Origin of the sequence: Dactylosporangium sp. NPDC000521 (assembly GCF_042898305.1) — a bacterium.
Taxonomy (GTDB): Bacteria; Actinomycetota; Actinomycetes; order Mycobacteriales; family Micromonosporaceae; genus Dactylosporangium.
This window is the reverse complement of the sequence record NZ_JBIAYW010000006.1, coordinates 43536-60850: the sequence shown is the minus strand read 5'-3', so window position 1 is coordinate 60850 and position 17315 is coordinate 43536. Positions and strand designations below refer to the sequence as shown.

Annotated in this window: 12 protein-coding genes; 7 read left to right on the top strand and 5 right to left on the bottom strand. The window is 73.4% G+C overall.

The annotated features are described in order from the left end of the window. Positions 1–3: 3 nt before the first annotated feature. Both ACFY3L_RS20930 and ACFY3L_RS20925 read left to right on the top strand, forming a co-directional pair. Positions 4–2910, top strand: a complete 2907-nt coding sequence (locus ACFY3L_RS20930; protein WP_389326259.1) for a CBM35 domain-containing protein — start codon at positions 4–6, stop codon at positions 2908–2910. 33 nt (positions 2911–2943) lie between these two features. Continuing rightward, complete coding sequence (locus ACFY3L_RS20925) at positions 2944–4521, top strand: glycoside hydrolase family 13 protein (RefSeq protein ID WP_389326256.1); 1578 nt, start codon at positions 2944–2946, stop codon at positions 4519–4521. Between the two features lie 129 nt (positions 4522–4650). Here ACFY3L_RS20925 and ACFY3L_RS20920 read toward each other — a convergent pair whose 3' ends face one another. Beyond that, entirely contained in the window at positions 4651–7296 is a 2646-nt protein-coding gene (locus ACFY3L_RS20920) for an RNA repair domain-containing protein (RefSeq protein WP_389326253.1), read from the bottom strand. A 105-nt stretch (positions 7297–7401) separates the two neighbouring features. Between ACFY3L_RS20920 and ACFY3L_RS20915 the strand changes: the two genes are divergently transcribed. The 4 genes from ACFY3L_RS20915 (at position 7402) to ACFY3L_RS20900 (ending at position 11529) form a co-directional block, all read left to right on the top strand. After that, positions 7402–8715, top strand: coding sequence for a sensor histidine kinase (locus tag ACFY3L_RS20915; RefSeq protein ID WP_389326250.1), 1314 nt, complete (start codon positions 7402–7404; stop codon positions 8713–8715). Beyond that, complete coding sequence (locus ACFY3L_RS20910; RefSeq protein WP_389326247.1) at positions 8712–9377, top strand: response regulator; 666 nt, start codon at positions 8712–8714, stop codon at positions 9375–9377. The genes ACFY3L_RS20915 and ACFY3L_RS20910 overlap by 4 nt, the downstream gene beginning before the upstream one ends. Positions 9378–9475: 98 nt before the next feature. Next, the gene (locus ACFY3L_RS20905; RefSeq protein ID WP_389326244.1) at positions 9476–10396 is read left to right on the top strand and encodes an alpha/beta hydrolase; all 921 of its coding nucleotides are present in this window, start codon (positions 9476–9478) and stop codon (positions 10394–10396) included. A gap of 452 nt (positions 10397–10848) precedes the next feature. Then, complete coding sequence (locus ACFY3L_RS20900) at positions 10849–11529, top strand: class I SAM-dependent methyltransferase (RefSeq protein ID WP_389326241.1); 681 nt, start codon at positions 10849–10851, stop codon at positions 11527–11529. Between the two features lie 13 nt (positions 11530–11542). On the opposite strand, the gene ACFY3L_RS20895 is transcribed toward ACFY3L_RS20900, so the two are convergent. From ACFY3L_RS20895 to ACFY3L_RS20880, 4 genes are all read right to left on the bottom strand, one after another. Beyond that, positions 11543–12286: a response regulator gene (locus ACFY3L_RS20895; protein WP_389326238.1), complete on the bottom strand. Its 744-nt coding sequence runs from the start codon at positions 12284–12286 to the stop codon at positions 11543–11545. Next, positions 12283–13320, bottom strand: a complete 1038-nt coding sequence (locus ACFY3L_RS20890; protein ID WP_389326235.1) for a sensor histidine kinase — start codon at positions 13318–13320, stop codon at positions 12283–12285. Before ACFY3L_RS20890 ends, ACFY3L_RS20895 begins: the two co-directional genes overlap by 4 nt. Positions 13321–13397: 77 nt before the next feature. After that, positions 13398–13925, bottom strand: coding sequence for a hypothetical protein (locus ACFY3L_RS20885; protein ID WP_389326233.1), 528 nt, complete (start codon positions 13923–13925; stop codon positions 13398–13400). A 193-nt stretch (positions 13926–14118) separates the two neighbouring features. After that, positions 14119–16194 (bottom strand): M4 family metallopeptidase, encoded by a 2076-nt coding sequence (locus ACFY3L_RS20880; protein WP_389326230.1) that lies wholly within the window; start codon positions 16192–16194, stop codon positions 14119–14121. A 640-nt stretch (positions 16195–16834) separates the two neighbouring features. Here ACFY3L_RS20880 and ACFY3L_RS20875 point away from each other — a divergent pair. Continuing rightward, positions 16835–17315, top strand: a 481-nt coding sequence (locus ACFY3L_RS20875; RefSeq protein ID WP_389326227.1) for a hypothetical protein, incomplete at its 3' end; no start/stop codon positions are given.

Below are 17315 nucleotides of genomic sequence, written 5' to 3'. Positions count from 1 at the left end.
ACGATGCTCCGACGATCCCGCCTGCTCGCGATCGGGGCCGCCACCCTGGTCGCGGCGACCTCCATCACCCTCGCCGCCACGATGCGCGCCGAGGCCGCCACCACCACCTACCAGGCCGAGTCGGCCACCCTCAGCGGTGGCGCCGCCAAGGCCACCGACCACAGTGGATACACCGGCTCGGGTTTCGTCGGCGGTTACGTCGACGGCAACCAGGGCAGCGCCGCCACCACGTTCGGCGTCAGCGTCTCGGGTACCGCGCAGCGCACGCTCACCCTCCGCTACGCCAACGGCACGGGCTCCGCCAAGACCCTGTCGCTGTACGTCAACGGCACCCGCGTCACCCAGGTCAGCCTCGACGCGACCGCGAACTGGGACAGCTGGGGCACCCGCGTCGACACGGTCACGCTCAACAACGGCAGCAACAGCGTCGCGTACCGGTTCGACAGCACCGACTCCGGCAACGTCAACCTCGACAGCCTCGTCGTCGCCGACGTCCCGGCACCGCCCGCCGGCACCTACGAGGCCGAGTCGGCAGCCCTGTCCGGCGGCGCGGCCGTCGCGACCGACCACAGTGGATACTCCGGCACCGGATTCGTCGGCGGCTACACCGACGGCAATAAGGGCCGGGCAGCCACCACCTTCACCATCAGCCGCTCCGGTGCGGGCTCGTCGTCGCTGACCCTGCGTTACGCCAACGGCACGGGGTCGGCGATGACGCTCTCCCTGTACGTCAACGGTTCGAAGGTCACGCAGGTGTCGCTGCCGGCGACCGCGAACTGGGACACCTGGGGCACCCGCGCCGACACGGTCACGCTGAACAACGGCAGCAACAGCGTCGCGTACCGGTTCGACAGCACCGACTCCGGCAACGTCAACCTCGACAACCTCGTCGTGGCAAGCGTCGCCACGTCGCCGACCCCGTCGACGTCCACGCCACCGCCGTCCGGCGGGGCGGAGCTGGAGACCGCGTTCCTGTCGGGCGGCGCGACCACGGCGACCGCGATCGGCGGGTACACCGGCACCGGCTACGCGACCGGCTTCACCGCCGTGGGGGCCCGCGTCATCCGCACCGTCAACGTCACCGCCGCCGGGAACGCGGCCACCACCCTGCGGTACACCAACAGCACCGGCGGCACGAAGACCCTCACGACATACGCCAACGGCGTGAAGGTCGGCCAGCTGTCCCTGCCCGCCGGCAGCGGCTGGCTCACCGCGGCGCAGACCCTGCCGCTGCGGGCCGGGCTGAATCTGATCGGCTACCAGTACGACAGCGGGGACTCCGGCAACGTCGCCCTCGACAACGTCGCGGTCGCCGGCGCGGTCGCCCTCGCGGCGCGCGGCGCGACCGTCGCCTACACCGAGTACGAGGCGGAGAACGGCAGCACCAACGCCACCACGATCGGCCCCGACCGCGCCTACCTGACCGTCGCCGCGGAGGCGTCCGGCCGCCGGGCGGTCCGCCTCGACAACGCCGGCAAGTACGTGCAGTTCACGCTGACGAAGCCGACCAACTCGCTGGTCGTGCGGGCGTCGGTGCCCGACAACGCCGCCGGGACCGGCACCATCGCCAACCTCGCCGTCTACGCCGGCGGCGCGAAGGTCAAGGACCTGCCGGTCAGCTCCACCTACAGCTGGGTGTACGGCGCCTACCCGTACAACAACGACCCCGCCGGCGGGGAGGCGCACCGGTTCTTCGACGAGTTCCGCACCACGCTGCCCAGCTACCCTGCCGGCACCGTGCTGAAGCTGCAGAACGACGGCGCCACCCCGATCACCGTCGACCTCGTCGACACCGAGGTCGTCGCGCCCGCGCTGACCGCTCCCGCGAACGCACTGTCCATCGTGGACTACGGCGCGGTCTCCGGCGGCGGCGACGACACCGGCGCGTTCAACTCGGCGGTCGCGGCCGCCAGGTCGCAGGGCAGGACGCTGTGGCTGCCCGCCGGCACGTGGGACATCACGTCCCGGATCAACGTCGACAACGTCACCGTCCGCGGCGCCGGCATGTGGCACACCACGGTCCGCGGCGCGAACGGCAAGGGCGGCTTCTTCGCCACCGGGCCGCGCGTCCAGCTCGCCGACTTCACGATCGCCGGCGACGTCCGGTACCGCGACGACACCAACTTCGACGCCGCCCTCGAAGGCAACTTCGGCACCGGCTCGCTGCTGCACAACCTGTGGATCGAGCACACCAAGGTCGGCCTGTGGGCGTCCAGCGGCACCGACGGCCTGTACGTCGCCGGGCTGCGCATCCGCGACACGTTCGCCGACGGCGTCAACCTCAACGGCGACCTGCGCAACACCCGCGTCGACCAGAGCGTCCTGCGCAACACCGGCGACGACGCCCTCGCCATGTGGTCCAACAGCGCCCCGGTCACCAACAGCGCGTTCACGTTCAACACCGCGCAGCTGCCGATGCTCGCCAACACCGCCGCGATCTACGGCGGCAACGGTAACCGGATCGAGGACAACCTGTTCTCCGACACGGTGTACGCCTCCTCCGGCATCGCGATCAGCACGTGGCACGGCGCGCAGCCGTTCGCCGGCACCACGAGCGTGCAGCGCAACACGCTGACGCGCACCGGCGGGTACGAGCGCAACTGGGGCTCGTCGATCGGGGCCCTGTGGTTCTACGCCGAGGCCCGCGACATCACGGGAACGTTCACCGTCAAGGACGTCGACATTCTCGACAGCTCCTACCAGGGCCTGCTCATGACGTGGCAGCGCACCATCTCGGGCGTCACGTTCGACCACGTCAGGATCGCCGGCGCCGGCACGTACGGCATCGAGATCTCGGCGGCGGGCAGCGCGACCTTCAACTCCGTCACGGTGTCCGGCGCCGCCTCGGGCGGTCTGCTGAACAACACCGGATACACGCTCGTGCGCGGCCCCGGCAACTCCGGCTTCTAACCCTCAACTGCGAACAGAAAGCGGGGACCTCCAGTGTCCACAGCAGACACCCGATGGTGGCGCGACGCGGCCATCTACCAGATCTACCCCCGGTCCTTCGCCGACCACGACGGCGACGGCGTGGGCGACCTGGCCGGGGTCCGGGCCCGCCTCGGGTATCTGCGGGACCTGGGGGTCGACGCGATCTGGTTCAGCCCGTGGTTCCCGTCCCCGATGGCGGACGCCGGCTACGACGTCGCGGACTACCGTGACATCGACCCCGCGTTCGGCACCCTGGACGAGGCCACGGCGCTGATCGGTGAGGCGCACGCCCTCGGCATCCGCATCATCATCGACATCGTGCCCAACCACACCTCCGTCGCGCACGCCTGGTTCCAGCGGGCCCTCGTGGACCCGTCCTACCGGGACCGCTTCTGGTTCCGGGACGGGCGGGGACCACAGGGCTCCCAGCCGCCGAACGACTGGGGCTCCATCTTCGGCGGGCCCGCCTGGACCCAGGTCGCCGACGGGCAGTGGTACCTGCACATGTTCGACGCCGGCCAGCCCGACTTCAACTGGGACAACCCCGTCGTCCGCGACGAGTTCGAGGACGTCCTGCGGTTCTGGTTCGACCGCGGCGTCGACGGCATCCGCATCGACTCCGCCGCCATGGTCGCCAAGGACCCGGCGCTGCCGGACTTCGACCCCGCGTCGCCGCCGGACCCGCACCCGTGGAACGACCGCGACGAGATCCACGACATCTACCGCGCCTGGCGCCGGGTCGCCGACAGCTACCCCGGCGGCCGCGCCCTCATCGGCGAGGTGTGGCTCGCCGACCCGCACCGCTTCGCGCAGTACCTGCGCCCGGACGAGCTGCACGCCGCGTTCAACTTCGACTTCCTCGGCTGCCCATGGGACGCCAAGGCGCTGCGCCGCTGCGTCGACGAGACCCTCGACGCGCACGCCGCCGTCGGCGCGCCCGCCACCTGGGTCCTGTCCAACCACGACGTGACCCGCCACGTGACCCGCTACGGCCGGGCCGAGACCGGCTTCGAACACCACCTGCGGCAGACCCGGCACCTCGCCCCGACCGACCTGACCCTCGGCACCCGCCGCGCCCGCGCCGCCGCGCTGCTCACCATGGCGCTGCCCGGCTCCGTCTACGTGTACCAGGGCGAGGAGCTCGGCCTGCCCGAGGTCGAGGACCTGCCCGCCGCGGCCCGCCAGGACCCGATCTTCGCCCGTACCGGCGGCGCCGACCCCGGCCGCGACGGCTGCCGCGTGCCGCTGCCGTGGTCGTCCTCGCCGTCCGCGCCCGGCTGGCTCCCGCAGCCCGCCGACTGGGCCGCGTGCAGCGTCGAGCGGCAGTCGTCCGACCCGTCGTCGATGCTCAGCCTGTACCGGCGGGCCCTCGCTGTCCGGCGCGCCGAGGCCGGCCTGGGCGACGGCCCCATGACGTGGCTGGACGCCCCGGCGGACGTGCTCGCCTTCACCCGCGAGGGCGGCTTCGCCTGCGTCGTCAACCTCTCCCAGACCCCGGCCCCGCTGCCACCCGGCACCGTCCTGCTCGCCAGCGGCCCCCTCGACGGCGGCCTGCTGCCCCCGGACACGTCGGTCTGGCTGCGGGTGTGACCTTCGACGGGCGCCGCCGCGCCGGCGGCGCCCGTCAGACGGTCAGCCAGTAGCGGGGGACGACGACATCGGCACACCCTAGGGATCTTGCGGCCGTCCGTCGCTCGACCGTTCGGGTGGTTCCCGCACCTACGCGGGCCGGACCAGGCGGGCCTGCAGGCCGGACTCGGCGATGGCGGCTCGCAGGGCGTCCGGGTCGCCGCCGTCGACGCCGAGGGCGCCGGCCCGGGGGTACGGGCGGACCCGGGCGCCCGCGTCCTCCAGCGCGAGGATCAGACCCAGCACGCGGCCCTCGACGTCGCCGGTGAGCAGGACGCGGTGCTCGTGGGCCTGCGAGCCGCCACGGCCCTCGAACGCGTCCTGCAGCACCGCGGCGGTGGAGCGGGTCATGGTGCGGGTGGTGTTCACGCCGGGCGGGGTGGGGGAGTGGACGGGCCAGTAGGCGTGGCGTTCGCCGCGGCGGGGGCGGCGCGGGTGGCGGGCGCAGTGCCGCAGGAAGCCGGCCAGGTCGGTGACGTGGTGGGCGCGGGCCTCGGCGGCGAGCACCGCCCACGTGAACCCGCCGACCAGCCCCCACGCGGCGCCGTCGAGCTGGCGGGCGCGGGACCAGGCGCGGACCGCGGTGAGCAGGGACCGGAACGCGGGGTCCGCGGCGGGCAGCGCGTCAGCGTCGCGGATCGCCAGGACCGCCCGCAGGTCGGCTTCGTCGAGGGAGCCCAGGTCGAGGTCCGACAGCGGGTCGGCGGTGACCCGCTGCACGTCGACGCCGACGCCGGCGATCGTCGCGCGCACGACGGGGACGACGGTGCCCGCGAGCCTGGCCCCCGGGAGCAGGTCGGCGAGGTCCCCGAGGGCGCCGGTGGTCTGCCACACGAGGTCCAGGTCGGTCGCCGGGCCGCCGACGCCGAGCCGCACCGACCCGGCGACGTGCAGCCGACCGCCCGGGTCGGCGGCCGTGCACGCGTCGGCGACGGCGTCCAGCGCGACCCGGTGCGAGGGCGACGGCAGGGCGCTCCACGCGGGCATGGGCGCCACCGCCGGATGGGGTGCCGTGGCAGGGCCCAGGGGCACGCTCCGCCGGACCTCGAAGGGTTCGTCGCCGCGGCGGCTGATCAGGTCGACCGCCGAGACCGTGAACTCGACCGGGTGCCACGCCGCCTGCCAGCGCTCCACAGTGGACGCGACGTCGGACCCGGTGAGCTTCGCGACCGTCAGGTGCGGCGTGAACCCGCCGCGGCTGTCCTGCTCGACGCAGCCCGGGAACCGGCGCGTCAGCGCCGCCTGCAGCTCCAGCAGCGGCTCGGCCGGCTCGGGCGCGAGCCACACCGTCGTGCTGCCGCGATGCGCGAACGTGCGGAACCGCGACAGGCGGATCCGCAGCGGCCCGAGGCCGGCGACCGCCTCGTGCACCGCCCGCTCGGCCTCGGCGAACGAGGAGTCGGGGACGAAGCCGTACACCAGGTTGACGTGTGGCATCCAGCGCCGGTACGACGGGTCGTGCGCCGCACGGATCGCCTGCAGCGGTGCCCACACCGAGGGCGGCGGGCGCAGTACCAGCGCCGACGTGTGCACGGCAGCCGCGGTGACCACAGTGGACGGTGCCGCGTCCTGCAGCAGGGCGGTGACGCCGAAGTGGTCGGAGACGAACCGTTCGCCGTCGAAGGGCCGGTCGCCGAACCGCTCCACGGCGACGGGCACGAGCCCACCGGGGGTGCCCGAGCGGATCAGGATCCGGTCCAGGCGCAGCGACCGCCCGGTCCGGGACGCGACCGCGGCGAGCGGGTTGACGGCGGGGTCGAACGTGAAACCGGCGTCGTGCGGGTGCAGCGCCCGCCACGCGTCGGTGTAGCCGGCGACGTCGGGGCGGGTGTCGTCGCCGAAGTTGACGTCGGCGAGGACGACGGCGCCGTCGAGGTCGCCACGGGACAGCCGCTCGTCGATGATGCGCAGCTGGTGCTCCCGGCGCTGCTCCGCGCCGGCGGTGTGGTCACTGGTCAGGTGCGCGGCGACGAACCCGACCTGACGGCCGTTGAGGCCGGCCCTGCCGACGATGGTCCGCTTGTACGTGCTGAGCCGGTGCACCTCGATCGTCATCGGCCACCGGGACAGCAGCACGGTGCCGTAGCCGGCGTCCGGGTCGGGGCCGGCGGAGACGTGGTAGCCGTCGCGGACCCACGCGGCGCCCAGCAGCGCCTCCCACAGCGCCGGGGTCACCTCGTGCAGCGCGACGACGTCGGCGCCGAGGCCGGCCAGGAGCTCGACGCAGGCGGGGATGCGCAGACCGGGGTAGGTGAGGTCGCGGTCGTACGCGTCGGAGAGCACGTTGAACGTGGCGACCTGCAACGCGTCGGCCCGCACGTCGGCGGCGGGCCCCGCGGGAACCCACGCGCCGGCGAACGGGTCGAACCGCAGGCACGCGGAGGCGTCGAACGCCACCTGCCGGCGCGGGGACGCGACGGGGCGGGCAGCGGCGGGCGGGACGGCGGGCGGGACGGCGGACAGGTCCTCGGCGGGCGTGTCCCCGGTGCCGAAGACCAGGTCGATCCGCGCCTGCCGGTCCCAGACGACGCGGTCGCCGGCCTTCACGTACCGCACCCGGTGCCACGGCACGTCCCCGCCGGCGACGAACAGGGGCAGCGGCGTCTCCCTGACCCCGGTGCCCCGCTCCTCGTAACCGACGACGAACCGCGTGGCGTCGAGGGTCGCGTCGAACCGGATCCGGGACACGACGTCCTGGACGGGGCGCAGACCCGCGGTGCCACGCCCCTTCGCCATGCCCGGATCGTAGGCGCCGCCGGCAATCCCCGGCCACCGGTTAACCGAAGGCGCCGCCGACCCATCCGCCGTGGTGAGGCCGCGCGGCGCTGTTACGGTTTCGGGGTGCGGAGCGTGTGGAAGGTGATGCTGCGGGACCTCCGCGCGTTCCTCGTCGGCCCCGACCCGCCGGTGCGTCCCCGCACCCGGCTCGGCAGGTCCCTGCCGACGATCGGGGCCGTCGTCGCGATCCTGTGCGGGCTCGGCAGCTACGAGTACCTGCGCGGCAACGGCCCCCAGGTCGGCTCCCTGTTCCTCGCCCTCGACGCGGCCCTCATCGCCGCCCCGATCGGGCTTGTCGCGACCCGGCCGCTGCTCGCGTGGCGGATCGCGTGGCTCGTCGCCCTGTACACGTACCTGGCCGTCGACCTCGACCAGGGCACCCCGTGGCCGTGGTCGCCGGTGCAGATGCTGTCGTACCCGGTGCTGCTCGCCGTCGTCGCGGTCCGCCACCGCCGCGGCGTCCTGCTGTGGGCCGGGCTGTCCGCGACGGTGCTCGTGGTCGGGTTCGTCAGGCCGGCGAACATCGCCGGGCTGCTGCTCGCCGTCACCGCGATCCTCGTCATCGGCGACCAGGTCCGCCGCCGCCGGGAGGTGCAGGCCGCGCTCGCCCAGGAGGAGGAGCGCACCGAGCTCGCCCAGGCCCGCCGCGCCATCGCCGAGGAGCGCAACCGGATCGCCCGCGAGATGCACGACGTCGTCGCCCACCACATGTCGCTCATCGCCGTGCGCGCCGAGACCGCCGTGTACCGCATCGACGGCGTCCCACCGGCGGTCGCCGAGGAGCTCGCCGCGATCGCCGGCACGTCCCGCGAGGCGCTGGTCGAGATGCGCCGCCTGCTCGGCGTGCTGCGCAGCACCGAGACGCCGCTCGTGGAGCCGCAGCCCGTCCTCGACGACCTCACCCGGCTCGTCCACGACGCCCGCCAGGCCGGCGTCGACGTCACGTTCGACCCGCTGCCGGGTGCGACGGTGCCGCCCGCGGTCGGGCTGGCCGCGTTCCGCATCGCCCAGGAGGCCCTCAGCAATGCCCGCCGCCACGCCGCCGGCGCGCCCGTCCACATCGCCCTCACCCTCGGCCCGTCCGCACTGGAGCTGTCCGTGCGGAACACCGCCGGCGACCCGTTCTCCAGCGCGCTTTCCGGCGCGGGCTCTGGCGGCGCGGGCTCTGGCGGCGCGGGCTCTGGCGGCGCGGGCTCTGGCGGCGCGGGCTCTGGCGGCGCGGGCTCTGGTGACGCGGGTGATGCCGGTGGGGAGCGGCACGGGCTGCTCGGCATGCGGGAGCGGGCCATCGCGATCGGCGGCTCGTTCGAGGCCGGCCCCGACGACGCCGGCGGCTACACCGTCCACGCCACCCTTCCCCTGGAGGTCACGCCGTGATCCGGGTCATGATCGTCGACGACCAGGCGATGGTCCGGCAGGGGTTCGCCGCCCTGCTCGCCGCCCAGCCCGACCTCGTGGTCGTCGGCGACGCCCCCGACGGCGCACAGGCCGTCACGATGGCCCGCGAGCACGCGCCCGACGTCGTCCTCATGGACATCCGCATGCCCGTCCTCGACGGCATCGAGGCGACCCGCCGCATCCTCGCCACCGCACCCGGCACGCACCGGCCGAAGGTCGTCATCCTCACCACGTTCGACCTCGACGACTACGTCTTCGAGGCGCTGCGCGCCGGCGCGTCCGGCTTCCTGCTGAAGGACGCCCCCGCGGCGGAGCTCGTCAACGCCGTCCGGGTCGTCGCCGCCGGCGACGGCCTGCTCGCCCCGTCGGTGACCCGGCGGCTCATCGAGCAGTTCGCGGCCCGGCCGAAGCACACCGGCCAGGAGCCCGGCCGGCTCGCCGCCCTCACCCCCCGCGAGACGGAGGTGCTGCGGCTCGTCGCCCGCGGCCGCTCCAACGCCGAGATCGCCGAGGACCTCGTCGTCGCCGAGCAGACCGTGAAGACCCACGTCAGCCGCGTCCTCACGAAGCTCGACCTCCGCGACCGCGCCCAGGCCGTCGTCTTCGCCTACGAGACCGGCCTCGTCAGCGCCGGGGCGTAGGGTCCTTCCCGTAGTACCGGGGTACTACCTCCGGACGCCCGGCAGATGGTCCCCGGGAGTGACGATCCGGGTGCTGCCGCGCGCATACCTTCGGCCGCATGCTTCGCAGGTTGCTCGCGCTGCCGCTGGTCGCGGTGCTCTGGTCGGTCTTCGCCCCCGCACAGGTCACCGGCCTGCCGGCCGTCGGCGTCCACAGCGCCCGCTTCGCGGACGGCCTCGCCGTCGAGGTCGTCGGCGACCCCGCGACCGCGGCGACGGTCGTCGTCCTGGTCCCGGGCGTGGCCACCACCGCCGGCAACTTCGACCGGGGGCTCGGCGGCGTCCAGCGCCGCGCACCCGCCTGGCAGGCCAGGCAGCTCGCCACCCGCGCCGCCGACCTGCGAGCGGCACCCGCCGGCAGGTCCGAGGCGGCACCGGGACGCCCCGCGGCGCGGCGGGACGGGGTCGCGGCGGGGCGGGACGGGGTCGCGGCGGGGCGGGATGGGGTCGCGGCGGGGCGGGACGGGGTCGCGGTGATCGCCTGGCTCGGGTACCACCCGCCGAGCGGGATTCGGCTCGACGCGGTCCGGGAGGACGCCGCGGCGAGCGGGGCGGACGCGCTGCTGCGGTTCCTCCGGGACGTGGACGCGCCGCGGCTCGTGCTCGTCGGGCACAGCTACGGCTCCACCGTCATCGGCCTGGCGGCGGGGCGGCTCGACGCGGGGACCGGGGGCAGGGTCACCGACATCGTGGCGCTCGGCAGCCCCGGCATGGGCGTCGACCGGGCCGCCGACCTGCGCACCACCGCCCGCGTCTGGGCCGGGAGCGCGCCGCGGGACTGGACCCGCCGCCTGCCCGGGCTGCGCGTCCTCGGCGCCGGCCATGGCACGCACCCGACGGACCCCGCGTTCGGGGCGGCCCCACTGCCCGTCGACGGCGTCACCGGCCATGACGGTTACTTCGTGCCCGGCACCGCCTCCCTGGACGCCCTCGCTGCCATCGCGAACGGCGACGTCGATGCCGCCGCCCGGCACGCGTGATGCCCGGCTCTCGCGTACGGCGATGTCGATGCCGCCGCCCCGGCACGCGTGACGCCCGGCTCTCGCGACCTCGATGCCACCGCCCGGCACGCGTGACGCCCGGCCCTCGCGTATGGCGACCTCGATGCCGCGTCGGCGGTGAACCTCGATGCCGCGTCGGCGGTGACTGGTGGAAACGTTCCGAGGGCGGTGACCGGGGCGACGAAGGAAGTCGTGTGCCCTGGGTTCCGCTTCCTCCAGGACCTTAGCCCACGCCAGGAAATTGATCTCCGGCGTCATCGCTGTCCGTAGTTTACCCTGCCCACACCCCGAAAGCGTGAGGCACCGAGAGGTACGTGGAGGCTACGCCGGGTGGCCGGAGGGCCAGATCGGGGGGCGCTCGTAACGCCCCGCCATCGCCGCCCGGCACGCGTGACCTCCGGCCCTCACCGCGACCGCGAACGGAGACCTGGATGCTGCCGCTCGACACGCTCGTCAGCTGGTACCGGACGTACGCCGACGACCTCCGCGCCGCCCGCGACGCCCAACGCGAACTGCTCGCCCAGCGACCGATGCGGCCGCGGCTCGACGACCTCGAGGCCGAGATCAGCTACCTGACGATCCGGGCGCTGCGCCCGCGGGCCGTCCTGGAGATCGGCTCCGCCCGCGGCTGGTCCACGACGTGGCTGCTGCGCGCGCTGGCGGACAACGGCACCGGGGAGCTGCACACGTTCGACCTCACCGGCGACGCCGCGGCGGCCGTGCCGCGGGAGCTCGGCGCGGACCGCTGGCGGTTCACCCGCGGCGACGTGCGCGACGGGCCGCTGCCCGACGACCCGGGCTTCGTCCTCGTCGACGCCGCCCACACGGTGCGCTTCGCCCGCTGGTACACCGCGACGCTCTTCGAACGGCTCCGGCCGGGCGCCGCCGTCGCCGTGCACGACGTGTTCCACGGCCGGCGCCCGTGGCCGGTCAGCGAGGGCGCCGTCGTGCTCGGCTGGCTGCGGCGGCACGGCATCGGGCACCTGACGGCGTCACCGGCCGCCGACCCCGACACCCACGACCGGCTCGTCGGGCTCAAGCACAAGCTGCGGCTGGCCGCCCCCGTGCACGCGGCGGCGACGGCGAACCCGATGCTGTTCGCCTACCTGTAGCGCCGGCGCCTGTTCAGCCGGTCAGGCCGTGCTGGTACGCGTACCGCACCGCCTGCGCCCGGTCCCGCACCCCGGTCTTGGCGAACAGCCGGTTCACGTGCGACTTGACGGTCACCTCGGTCACGAACAGCCGCTTCGCGATCTCCCGGTTCGACAATCCGGCCGCGATCAGGCCCAGGACTTCCGCCTCGCGTGCCGTCAGCCCGTCTGGCAGCGGTTGCGGCGTCTGTACGACCGGCGCCACCGACTGCCCGGCCGTCGCCTGCCCCGTCGGCGGCTGCCCCGTCGGCGGCTGTCCGGCCGGCGCGGGCCCGGCCGGCGCGGGCCCAGCCGCCGTGGATCCTGTCGCCGCGGCGACGAGTTTCGCGTGGACGATCGGGTCCAGGAAGGACTGCCCGGCCGCCGCGGCCCGCACCGCCTGCGCGATCTGTGCCCGGCCGGCGTCCTTGGTCAGGTAGCCCAGCGCGCCGGCCCGCATCGCGCCGAGGATGTCGGCGTCGTCGGCGTACGTCGTCAGCACCACCACCCGCGTCCGCGGATGCCCGGCCCGGATCCTGGCGGTCGCGGTGACCCCGTCGCAGCCCGGCATCCGCAGGTCCATCAGCACCACGTCGGGATCGTGCGCGGCGACGAGGTCGAGGGCCCCGTCGCCGTCGCCGCTCGTGCCGACGACCTCGACGTCGTCGAGCAGACCGAGGAGCACCTCGAGGCCTTCCCGGACCACCGTCTGGTCGTCGGCCACCACCACCCTGATCATCCGGGGATCCTCGCATCGACGAGCCACCCGCCGCCGTCCGGTGCCGCGGTGACGGTGCCGCCGGCGAGCCCGATCCGCTCCCGGATCCCGGTGAGCCCGTGCCCGCCCTTCGGCGGTTTCCTACCCGCCGGCGCGTCGCCGTCGTTGCGGACCGTGAGCCGCACCGCGTCGGGCTGAAAGTCGACGTGGACGGTGACCGCGCTGCCCGGCGCGTGCTTGCGCACGTTGGTCAGCGCCTCCTGCGCGGTGCGGAACAGCGCCAGGCCCGGCTCGGCCGCCAGGGGCCGCGGGGTGCCTGACACGGTGACGTCCGCCGGTGCGTCCAGGTCGGCGCGGTACCCGTCGGCGAGCGCGCCGACGAGCTCGCCGAGCGGCACCGGATCCCCGCGGAGCGCCCCGACGGCCCGGCGCGTCTCGGTGAGCCCGTCACGGGCGAGCCGGCCGGCCCGCTCGACGAGCACGGCCGCGTCCGCCGTCCGGTCCTTCTCCAGCAGCGCCGCCGCCGTCTCCAGCTGCACCGACAGCGCCGACAGCGAGTGCGCGAGCACGTCGTGGATCTCCCGGGCCACCCGGGCCCGCTCGTCGAGGGCCGCGACCTGCTTCGCCTGGCGGGCCTGCTCCTCCCGCTGCCGCCGGACCACGCCGAGCAGCAGCACCAGTGCCAGCGACCCGGCCCAGACGAGCATCTCCAGCCAGCCCTCGCCCTGCGCCCACAGCACGAGCGTGAGGCCGCCGGCGGCGGCGACCGTGCCGCCCGCGGCCTGCCTGATCGGCAGCGCGGCCACGGCGACCGTGCCGGCGGCGATGAGGTACAGCGGCGCGAACCCGCGGGTGTCCAGCGCCGACACCGCCAGCCCGGCGGCCGCGCACACCCCGACGCCCACCGCCTGCCGGTTGCCGGTCAGCAACGTCATCGCGATCCACGCGGCGGCGGCGACCGCGCCGAATCCGAGGACGGCGAGCCCCCGGCCGGTGAGTCCCGGCCGGGGGGTGGTGTGCACCAGTGCGGCGCTCATGAAGACGAGGAACGCCATGCTGCGCGCCTGACGCCATCTGGCGACCGCGGTATCGGTGACCGTGAACACCGTGCCAGTCTCCACCGTGGTGGCGTTCAGCTGCTGATCAGATCGTGGCGCGCCGCCCGCCGTGCCGCACGGACGTTCGTCGCGAACGGCACCCCGGTGGCGATGCCGCGCCGGGCGATGACGGTGGCCTCACCGAGGAGGCTCAGCCCCAACATGAGCGGCAGCGCGGCGGCGACGGCGGCCGTGTCGGCGCCGAGCGCCAGGCCGGCGGAGCTCTCGGCGAAGCGCACCCCGATGACCGCGACCCAGACGACGACCGTCCACGCGGTGTAGCGGTACCAGAGCGACCCCTGCCGGACGAAGACCCGGACCGTCAGTCCCCTGACGATGCCGCCCGCGACGGCGAGCACCGCACCCGCGCCGAGGACCACCCCGTCGCGGACCGCGTGCGACAGGCCGCTCTGCAAGGTGTGCGAGACCTGGTAGCCGCCCAGCGCGATCAGCAGCACCGGCGGCACCACCAGGTGGCGCACGTCGAAGGGCTCGCCCGTGAGGCGGCGGATCAGGACGTACACGATGGCGGCGGCGATCAGCAGGATCGTGGTGAGATTCATGAGGATGACGCTAGGTTTCGGGCCGGGTGGAGCGCCGCCACCCACGGGTGGAGACCGGGTGGGGATCCGCCCACAGGAAAAGCCCGGGCCGGCGCGCGACCCGGGCTTCCTCCCTGGATGTTGCTGTGTTGCTGTGCTGCTTCGTGCGGCGTTGCTTCGGGTTGGTGCTGCTTCGTGCGGCGTTGCTTCGGACTTAGTTGCTCAGCGTCACTGCGAGGTCGTCGAGGACGAACGACGTCTGCAGGGACGAGTCCTCAGAACCGCTGAACTTGATCACCACGGTCTGGCCGGCGAGCGCGTTCAGGCTGTACGTGCGCAGGACGTATCCGGACGCCTTGTTCAGGTTCGACAGGGTGCCCAGCGTGGTCGAGCCGGCCGTGATGGTCAGCTTGTCGTACGCGACGGTCGTGGTCGTCTCGGCCGAGTCGATGTGGATGTAGGCCGTCAGCGTGGCCTTGCACCCGGCCGGGATGGTCACCGACTGCTGGATCGCCTCGGTGTGCGTCGAGCCGTACCCGTCGAGCCACGAGCTGTAGGTGCCGCCGTGCGCGGCCTGGCCCTGGCTGGCCCACTGGCCGATGGAGCCGGTGGTGCCGCTCCACGACGCGGTGCCCGACTCGAAGCCGGGGTTGAGCAGCTTCTGGCCGGAGCAGTTGCCGGTCGGCGGGTTGGAGGTCGGCGGGTTCGACGTGGTGGGCGGCGGGGTGGTGCCACCACCGGTGCACGTCGGGTCACCGGACTGCGCCGGGACGTTGACGGCCGTCCACGCGTTCTTGACCGCGTTGAACTCGGTGCAGCTGCCCGGGTACAGGTTCTTGGCCGCGGTCAGCGTCCAGGTGCGGTACTTCAGGTACGACGACGACGAGGTCTTCATCAGCATCGCGTTGTAGAAGATCTTCGTGGCCTTCTGGATGCCGAGGCCGACGAGGCCGGTCGAGCCGTTGCACGTGGTGCTGGTCGGCTGCCCGTTGGTCGGGTTGGTGCCCTCGGCGAGCAGGTAGAACCAGTGGTTGCCGGGGCCGGCGGCCGCGTGGACCTCCTGCGACGGCGTGCTGCTGGAGTAGCAGTTGTCGTCACCGGCGAGCGACGGGTTGTACATGTAGCGGATCGGGCCGCTGCCGACGAGGTTGACCTCCTCGCCGACCTGGTAGTCGGCCGGGTCGTTCGGGTTGGCGGCGAACGCCTCGGTGGCCGCGCCGAACACGTCACCGACGAACTCCTGGGTGCCGTTGCCGGAGATGCCGCCCGGGGTCGTGTCGTCGATGCCGTGGCCGACCTCGTGGCCGAGGACGTCCAGCGAGCTGATCCACTTGCCGGCGGTGTTCTTGCCGATCTGGATCTGCGTGCCGTCGTAGTACGCGTTCTGGTCGTTCAGGCCGACGCGGATCGGCCAGCCGCCGCCGCTGCCGTTGAAGCCGTTGCGGCCCAGCCACGACGACAGCATCCCGAGTTCCTTCTGCGCCGCGTACAGGGCGTCCACGCAGCCGGTCTCCCGGTTGGTGCCGTCGCCGTTGCCCCAGACGTCGTCGGGGCCCGTGAACGTCGCGTTGCCGGTGGCGTTCTGGCAGACGATGGTCGGGTAGCTCGGGTCCTTCATGCTGTACGTGCTGCCGGACAGCGTCGTGTTGATCGACACGTTGCCGACGATCCAGCCGGTGCCCGTGCCGTGCATGACCCGCTCACGCTTGCTGAGCACGGCGCCCGTGGTGGCGTCGATGTTGACGGTGAGGCGGCTCGCGCCCTCCGCGCCGGTGCCGTTCAGCGTCGTCTCGTACGCCAGCTTCGCCGCGCCGTCCAGCGTGTAGACGACGAGCTTGGTGCTCTCGACGGCGTTCACCGACGTGAGCAGCTTGCGCGCGGCCGCCTCGGCGTCCGCCGAGCTGATCTTCGCCGTCGTCGACAGGCTGCCGATCGCCTGCGTCTGCGCCACCGACGTGTACCTGGTCGCGCCCGCCGCGTCCGTGACGACCACGAAGTCACCACCGACGACCGGCAGACCCTTGTACGTCCGCTCGTACGCGATGTACTTCGCGCTGCCGGACGCGGTCACCGACTTCTGCACGTAGGCGTCGTCGCTGCTGGGCTGCAGCACGCTCGGACGGCTGGACACGAACGTCTCGGCCGACTTGGCCGCGACGGCATTGGCTGCCTCGACGCCTGTGGGCGCCGGCAGCGGGGGTGAGGCTTGAACGGCTGCGGCGGTGCCGGCTGTTGCCAGCCCGACCGCGAGCACTCCGGCCGCTGTAGCGAACCGTGGGGACAGCTTCAAGGGTGCCTTCTTTCCGGGGCGGCGCACCGTGCCGGGGGTGCAACGTCGGGTGTGCGCCGGAACCAATCGAGACACGCAAGCGTCGAATCACTGGAGCAACGGCCGGCGTGCGCGCGCCGATCGGCCAACCGCAAGCTTCATCGACTCTTGGCGATTTCAGGACGATCACACAGCCGGAATCGCCGGGACAAGACTTGATGCCCTCCGCCCACCCTTGCCGCCACCCTGTACTTCAACCCCACCGCCGCCCCGAAACACCACCGAAACGGTTTAACTGAATTCACGCTCCTGTCGTTGAATAACTGCAGGTCATTAACTTTTAACTCATCGATGACCTTTACCGGTCTTGCCCGCTGTGCCCCGCCCCGTAAGGTGAACGACGATGACGCCGCCAGCCGCCCCCTCCGCATCGGATTCCCACCCGACCCCCGGCACACCCCCTCCTTCCGCGGCAGGCTCATCCACACCGGATCCGGCCGCCGCTGCGACGGATTCGACTGCTGCGGCACGGGATTCAGCTGATGCCCCGGCGGGTCCGGCTGCTTCCTCGGCGGGTCCGGCTGCCGCTCCGGTAGGCCCGGCTGCTGAGTCGGTGCCCCAGCCCGACGAAAACCCGGCGGGCCTGACGCCCTTGGACGCGGTGACCGACCTGATCAAATCCGCCGGCATCGCCGCCCGCCGCCTCCGCGAGGCCCTCGTTCACCTGGCCACCACCCCGACAACCCTCGACGACCTGATCCGCGAGCATGCCCTGCCCCGCCGCACCGCCGAGCAACTGCTCCGCGCCGCCGGCCCCGACCTCCACACCTCCCGCAACGGCACCCTCCGCTTACCCGGCACCTACCGCACCCGCTTCACGACCCAATCCCACGCCAAGCAACCATATTCACCACCATCGCCTGACAAATCCGTCTTACCGGACACCCCCGATCTGTCCCGTCAAGCCGACCCATCCGGGCAGGTCTCCGGCCGGGTCCACTCGTCCGGGCCGGCTGAGCGATCCGGGCCGGCTGAGCGATCCGGGCTGGCTGAGCGATCCGGGCTGGCTGAGCGATCCGGGCTGGCTGAGCGATCCGGGCTGGCTGAGCGATCCGGGCTGGCTGAGCGATCCGGGCTGGCTG

Excerpts from the sequence above, each read along its gene's own strand:
- ACFY3L_RS20930 (WP_389326259.1), top strand. The coding sequence starts at position 4 with ATGCTCCGACGATCCCGCCTGCTCGCGATCGGGGCCGCCACCCTGGTC.
- ACFY3L_RS20905 (WP_389326244.1), top strand. The coding sequence starts at position 9,476 with ATGCTTCGCAGGTTGCTCGCGCTGCCGCTGGTCGCGGTGCTCTGGTCG.
- ACFY3L_RS20895 (WP_389326238.1), bottom strand. The coding sequence starts at position 12,286 with ATGATCAGGGTGGTGGTGGCCGACGACCAGACGGTGGTCCGGGAAGGC.
- ACFY3L_RS20890 (WP_389326235.1), bottom strand. The coding sequence starts at position 13,320 with ATGGCGTTCCTCGTCTTCATGAGCGCCGCACTGGTGCACACCACCCCC.
- ACFY3L_RS20920 (WP_389326253.1), bottom strand. The coding sequence starts at position 7,296 with ATGGCGAAGGGGCGTGGCACCGCGGGTCTGCGCCCCGTCCAGGACGTC.
- ACFY3L_RS20900 (WP_389326241.1), top strand. The coding sequence starts at position 10,849 with ATGCTGCCGCTCGACACGCTCGTCAGCTGGTACCGGACGTACGCCGAC.
- ACFY3L_RS20885 (WP_389326233.1), bottom strand. The coding sequence starts at position 13,925 with ATGAATCTCACCACGATCCTGCTGATCGCCGCCGCCATCGTGTACGTC.